The sequence below is a fragment of the Pseudomonas sp. HMSC057H01 genome, assembly GCF_001836405.1.
Taxonomy (GTDB): Bacteria; Pseudomonadota; Gammaproteobacteria; order Pseudomonadales; family Pseudomonadaceae; genus Pseudomonas; species Pseudomonas aeruginosa.
Genome location: NZ_KV828398.1, coordinates 1 through 1,170, shown reverse-complemented (window position 1 = coordinate 1,170; position 1,170 = coordinate 1). Strand labels below are relative to the sequence as shown.

Annotated in this window: 2 protein-coding genes and 1 pseudogene; 1 reads left to right on the top strand and 2 read right to left on the bottom strand. The window is 50.1% G+C overall.

What is annotated here, in order from left to right:
- Positions 1 to 452: hypothetical protein (locus HMPREF2581_RS33405; protein ID WP_212667723.1), on the top strand; the 452-nt coding region annotated here is incomplete at its 5' end.
- Positions 453 to 820: 368 nt separating this feature from the next.
- Here the strand turns inward: HMPREF2581_RS33405 and HMPREF2581_RS33790 are convergent.
- Together HMPREF2581_RS33790 and HMPREF2581_RS33785 are read right to left on the bottom strand one after the other, a co-directional pair.
- Positions 821 to 895, bottom strand: a complete 75-nt coding sequence (locus HMPREF2581_RS33790) for a SymE family type I addiction module toxin (RefSeq protein WP_124203248.1) — start codon at positions 893 to 895, stop codon at positions 821 to 823.
- A gap of 29 nt (positions 896 to 924) precedes the next feature.
- Positions 925 to 1,170 (bottom strand): annotated as a pseudogene (locus tag HMPREF2581_RS33785) (IS4 family transposase); the annotation flags it as partial.

Here is a 1,170-nt window from a genome sequence, read left to right as displayed (position 1 = left end):
CGGAGTCACCTGTTTCCGGTAGTATGAGTTCGCAACTCGGGGCAGTGGGGGACTTGGGTAGGCTGGGTGGGGGTCCAAAAGCAACTGGGACTGCTGCTGAAGCGGCTATTCAAGTTCCTGGGCGTGTTCAGTCACGCGTTAACTTGATGACTGGTGACAAAAGTGCGGGTTGGGAGCACGTTGTAAGTCGTCACTTCAATCCAGAGGTAAATGCAAGCCAATTCACTATAGGGCAGGCTGAGCTTCGCACTTTGCTTCAAAGTAAAGAGGTGGTGAGTGCGCCTGTAACGCGAATGTTAGAAAGTGCGCAAGGTATTCGATATGTTCGAGAAGTGAATCTCAGTGGGCCTATTGGTATTGATAAGTTCAGTGGTCAGCCTACCTCTACCATGACTGTTCTTACTGATAGGTTTGGTAACTTAATAACGACTACTCCGGGGGTTGTTAAGTGAAATTAATTGGAAGCCTTGCGGAGCAATCTTGTCGTGAAGAGCTATCTAAGTCATGGGGCGGGCTTAGAGAATCGGGAAATCAGTTGTTCTCTATCTTGGCGGACAGGCTCGGCTTGATTGGTAGCGCATTTGTGTTGAGTTGGACGCCTGAGCAAGCTGAGGATTTATATACGATCCTAGTTAATGGGAGTGAAGTGGTTTGGCTTGAGGTTTCAAGGTCTAATGGGGAGGTAGTGGACTTTCAAACTACTAGTGTGAAGAAGTACGAGAGGTCGCTTCGTTCACGACAGAGTAGGATCAAATTGGCGGTTGCTCTTGATTTAGCACGTCAGCATTGAAAAGCCCCGGCCTTGCCGGGGCTATTTATTTCACTCTGCGGTAATCACCAAGCAGCCCTGCATGACTCTGATTCTGACTTTCTCGTTGACCTCGAATCCAGCCAGCGAATAAAGGGGACAGATTTGAATGGCACTTACTTAACCCTTTTCGGATGACCGTGTTTCTTGATCGCTGCCCGAGCAGATTGACGTGTGCAGGTCAGTAATGGGTAGGGCTTTGGCCTTCGCTTGAGGGCTCTGGGTTCAACTCGCCCGGAGCGATTGCCGACACGCTGTTGCGCGACCAGAACCAGCAGGCCGCGAAGAGTCGTACCTCCGTCAGGATCATCGTCGAATTGCCGCCAAGCGAATAAAGGGGACAGATTTATTTTCCCTACTCT